Annotated in this window: 3 protein-coding genes; 1 reads left to right on the plus strand and 2 read right to left on the minus strand. The window is 60.0% G+C overall.

What is annotated here, in order from left to right; genetic code table 11:
- The coding region (locus WBV42_RS07875; protein WP_423985532.1) for a mannonate dehydratase at nucleotides 1-521 on the minus strand (521 nt) is incomplete at its 3' end.
- Between the two features lie 132 nt (nucleotides 522-653).
- Here WBV42_RS07875 and WBV42_RS07880 point away from each other — a divergent pair.
- Nucleotides 654-3098: a beta-mannosidase gene (locus WBV42_RS07880; protein ID WP_423985533.1), complete on the plus strand. Its 2445-nt coding sequence runs from the start codon at nucleotides 654-656 to the stop codon at nucleotides 3096-3098.
- Between the two features lie 1478 nt (nucleotides 3099-4576).
- Here the strand turns inward: WBV42_RS07880 and WBV42_RS07885 are convergent.
- On the minus strand, nucleotides 4577-4748 hold a 172-nt coding region (locus WBV42_RS07885), incomplete at its 5' end, for a 2-oxo acid dehydrogenase subunit E2 (protein WP_423985534.1).

Genomic DNA, 4748 nt, shown 5'->3' on the forward strand with positions numbered 1-4748 from the left:
GGGTCGTCGGGATGCAGTCCCAGTTTTACCCCCGCCTCCTCGGCGACGGGGACGACCTCGGCGAGGAACGATTCGAGGTTCGTCCAGAGTTCCTCGGCCGTCGTGTCCGCCGCGGCGGGGCGTGGACCGCGTCGCATCAGTTCGTCGTCGTAGGCGGAGGTGCGCGAGTCGCCACGGGCCGGGACGGTCGTCGATGTCCGTGCCCATCGCAGTCCGGCCATCCAGTCGTAGCAGACGACCGGGATATCGAGCGTTCCGAGGTTGCGCAAGAGGGTTTTGAACCGGGCGATTTCCTCGTCGCGTCCGTCGGTCGCCAGACGCGTTGCGTCCGTGAGCGGGACCCCGCCCTCGAACGCGGCGATTTCGAGGCCGTAGTCCTCGAAACGGGTCTTCATCCGCAGGAGTTCGTCGAACTCGTAGGGACGGCTCCCGTCGCCGAGTTCGAGCGTGTGGACCACGACGTGTTCGATACCGATCTGTGCGGCCTGTTTCCACCGTTCACAGGGTTCGGGTGGAAGCACGAGTGCGGGTTTGATAGGGAGTCACCGGTTCCAACACTCGCGGCCGGGACCGAAATAGTATCGATTGGCGGGGGTTTGATAACCGCGGGGAGGGGAAGAATTATATCGTCGCATCGGAATTCAGTAGCCAGTATGCAGACAGCCACCCTTAGTGGGAGCTGGGAGTTTCGACGCCACGGTAGCGAAAACTGGCACAAGGCAACCGTTCCCGGCGGGATATACGGCGATCTACTGAACGCGGGTCTGATCGACGACCCGTACGAGCGGGATACCGAACTGGACGTACAATGGGTCGGAGAATCCGACTGGGAGTATCGCCGGACGGTCACCTTCGACGAGGAGTTCTTCGACCACGAACGGATCACCCTCCAGTGTGACGGTCTCGACACCGTCGCGACCGTTACCGTCAACGGCGAGGTCGTCGGCGAGAGCGATAACATGTTCCGGGGGTACGAGTTCGACGTCGTCGACGCCCTGACGGTCGGGGAGAACGAGATTCGCGTTCGATTCCGCTCGCCGGTGGAGTACGCCGCCGAGCGTTCCGAGGAGCATCCGTACGACGTTCCGACGCTCCGCTATCCCGTGGACCAGCCCGCTCGGAACTTCATCCGGAAGGCCCAATGCCACTTCGGCTGGGACTGGGGACCGTGTCTCCCGACGGTCGGCATCTGGCGCGACATCCGGTTGGTCGCCCATTCCTCGCCGCGAGTCGAGTACGTGACGCCGGTACAACGCCACGGATCGGAGAACGTCGAACTCGACGTTCGGGTCGGCCTCTCGGTCCCGACGGCTGGCGAGTACACCGTAACGGCGGCGGTCGATGGAGCGGTCGAAACCCGGGAGGTGTCGCTCGATTCCGACGGCGAAATCGAGCTGTCGTTGACCGTCGAGGACCCCGACTTGTGGTGGCCGTCCACGCAAGGCGACCAACCGCTGTCCGATCTCGACGTGACGGTCCAGGGTGCGGAATCCCACTCGGTGACCGAGCGGATCGGATTCCGGGAAATCGAACTGGTCCGCGAACCGGACGAGGACGGCGATGGTGAAGGGTTCCATTTCCGCGTGAACGGCGAACCGATTTTCGCCCGGGGAGCGAACTGGATTCCGGCGGACGCCCTCTACCGAAACGTGACGAGCGAGGTCTACGACGACCTGCTGTCGAGCGCCGTGGACGCGAACATGAACGCGATTCGCGTGTGGGGCGGCGGCTACTACGAGCGCGACGAATTCTACCGACTGTGCGACGAGAAGGGATTGCTCGTCTGGCAGGATTTCATGTTCGCCTGTGCGCAGTACCCGGGCGACGATGAGTTCGTGGCATCGGTCGAGGCGGAAGCGCGCTATCAGGTTCGGCGTCTCTCCTCGAACCCCTCGGTCGCGCTCTGGTGTGGCAACAACGAACTGGAAGTCGGCGTCGAGAGCTGGTTCGCGGACAGCGAGAACATCGACCGGTTGGAAGCCGACTACGACCGACTGTTCCGTGAGACGCTGAAGGACGTCGTGGCCGAGGAGGACCCCTCGCGCCCGTACTGGTCCGCGTCGCCGTCCAGCGGTCCCGACCGGGTCGATCCGGAAAACGAGAACCGGGGCGACATCCACTACTGGGGCGTTTGGCACGAGGGAAAGCCGTTCTCGGCGTTTCAGGAAACCGAGCCGCGATTCGTCTCCGAGTTCGGCTACCAGTCGTTTCCGTCCGTGGAAACAGTGGCCGACGTGGTTCCGGAGGACCAACACAATCCGACCGCGCCGCTGATGGAACACCACCAGCGCAACGAGGGAGGGAACAAGCGCATCCTGCAACGGATGGCCGACCACTTCCGGATGCCGTCGAACTTCGACGATTTCGTCTACCTGAGTCAGATTCAACAGGGAATGGCGATCCGAACCGCGGTCGAACACTGGCGGCGGTTGAAACCCCACTGCATGGGGGCAATCTACTGGCAACTCAACGATCTCTGGCAGTGCGCCTCGTGGTCGTCGGTCGAGTACGGCGGCGGGTGGAAAGCGCTCCACCACATGACCCGCCGGTTCTACGCCCCGACGCTGCTTTCGATGGTCGAGGACGGGGACGACCTCGAACTGTGGCTCACGACCGACGGCACCGAACCATCCCCCGGAACGGTCGCCGTCGAAGCCGTCACGATGGACGGAAATCGACTGTTCAAGGGGGAGTTCGATGCGGAAGGAGGGGAGAGCGAAAGCGTCCGCATCGGTCGCGTCGATATCGAGGACGCGCTCGGCGACGCTCCGCGCTCGGACGTGCTGTTTCGGGCGACGCCGCTCGACTTCGAGGCCCGCCCCGCGTTCCACTTCCTCGTTCCGTACAAACGGCTCTCGCTGCCGGAAACGGCGGTCGAACTGTCGGTGTCGGAGTCGGACGGGGAACTAACCGTCAGCGCGTCGGCCGCCGCGCTCTTCGTCGAGTTGCAGGACGACCGCGATGGGCGGTTCGGCGACAACTACTTCCACCTCGCTCCGGGCGAGGAACGGACGGTCGGATACGAAATCGATGGAACCGCCGACGGGAAAACGGTCGAGGAATCGATTTCGGTCCGTCACCTCGCGGAAACGTACTGAATGAGTCTCGGCAGTCGTGGCGGCGACGGAGCGGTCGTCCCGACTCCATCTCGGCGCTCGGCACTCCGCGGCAATGCGACCGGTACCGAGATATCCCGTTACGGCTCCGCTACTCAGTAGGGTCACGCGTCTGTTCTCACGGAAAACCATCGTCCGATGCCGACGGACGACAGTAACCACCGTATTTTATGTCGGATTGGGGAAGAGATCGTCGCCACGGGACGAATCACGACCTCCGAATGGGCACGGGATGGAAGCGGAGGAAATGCTGTACTCACAGGAGTGTTTGATCATTTCAAATAATATGTGATCGCACAGCCAGCGCCGTCGATTCGAGGGCGGTATAGCGTGGGAACTGGGGAGGCGACGACACACGTACCAAGATCGCTTCGACGGGTTTGTTCGTTCGAAGAGTGGCGAACGGGACGCGTTTCCGAGACGGGATCCGTGGACGAACGGGGTTTGACATGGTCAACCAAAAGGAACCAATACACGATTTGTTTGATTTGATCAAACAATACCGATCGGAATCCGGGACGAAGCGAAGCGCCAGCGGAACAGCGAACGGTAGCGTCAGGTGTATTCAGCCGATTGGGAGAGTGGATCGGAAAGCCATTACAGAAATATGGTTGTAACAGTTGAGGTTATTTGGTAAAGCGGGCGAACGGCATCGAAGTGAATTTCGTTTGATCTAATCAAATACACCCGTCGTACACCGTCGCTTCGGGACAACCACTGTCGGTCACGACCGCCGTCGATCGCGTGCCCTCACCGATGTTGGAGACGGTCGGATCGAACTGGACTTTACATTATTATGCTTGTAAATATTCGGGTGGGAACCTCCCACACCAAGAAAACACGGCTGATGACTGTATGACGAACTACATGAATGACACGATATGAATTCAGGTAATTATCAACTGCCAGTGTATTTCCGTCCGGTACTTGGAACCGAAGCTACACTCGGCGAAAAAAGAACTACGAGGGGATATTACTGATAGACATTCGTACACCACACGAGGCGAGATCTAAATTTATGGTTCGTAGAACCGATAAGAGACCACGCATCGCGACTTTGAGCGCAGAAGAAGCCCACAACCGGTTCAGGACGTTGAATTCCGAAATTAACGGGAATAATAACACCTTGTCGATCGACGGAAACCGTGTGTGTATCACCGGGTTTGCCGGTTCAAAAACGCGACCGGAAAACGCGCCGGGGAGTCATCGTGGTCAGCAACAGAGAAAAGAAAGGGATCGTACCGGTTTTCCCTCCGTTCCGATTCCGGTTGACGGCCGAGCAGTTTCATAAAACCATATGTGCGAAAAATTAGCACACGAGCAGTACCGCCGAGCACTTTGCATCCGAAGGGTGACTGGACCGCCGTCGAGAAATGGATAATATTCTGATAAATTGCTTTCTAACCGGTTCTAAAGCACGAAAGAGCGGCGCGGCGGGGTTTCCGCTTCTCTCTCTTGACTTACAGTCGCGACAGGAGGACGTCTTCGTCCTCGATGCTTTCGATGACGTACTCCATGAACTGGTTCGCTTTCGCTCCGTCCACGAGGCGGTGATCGTAGGAGAGGTGGAGTTCGATCCGCGGACGGACTTCGACCTCGCCGTCCTCGGTGGCGACGGGTTCGTCTCGGACC

It is taken from the genome of Haladaptatus sp., assembly GCF_049589095.1.
Classification (GTDB): domain Archaea; phylum Halobacteriota; class Halobacteria; order Halobacteriales; family Haladaptataceae; genus Haladaptatus.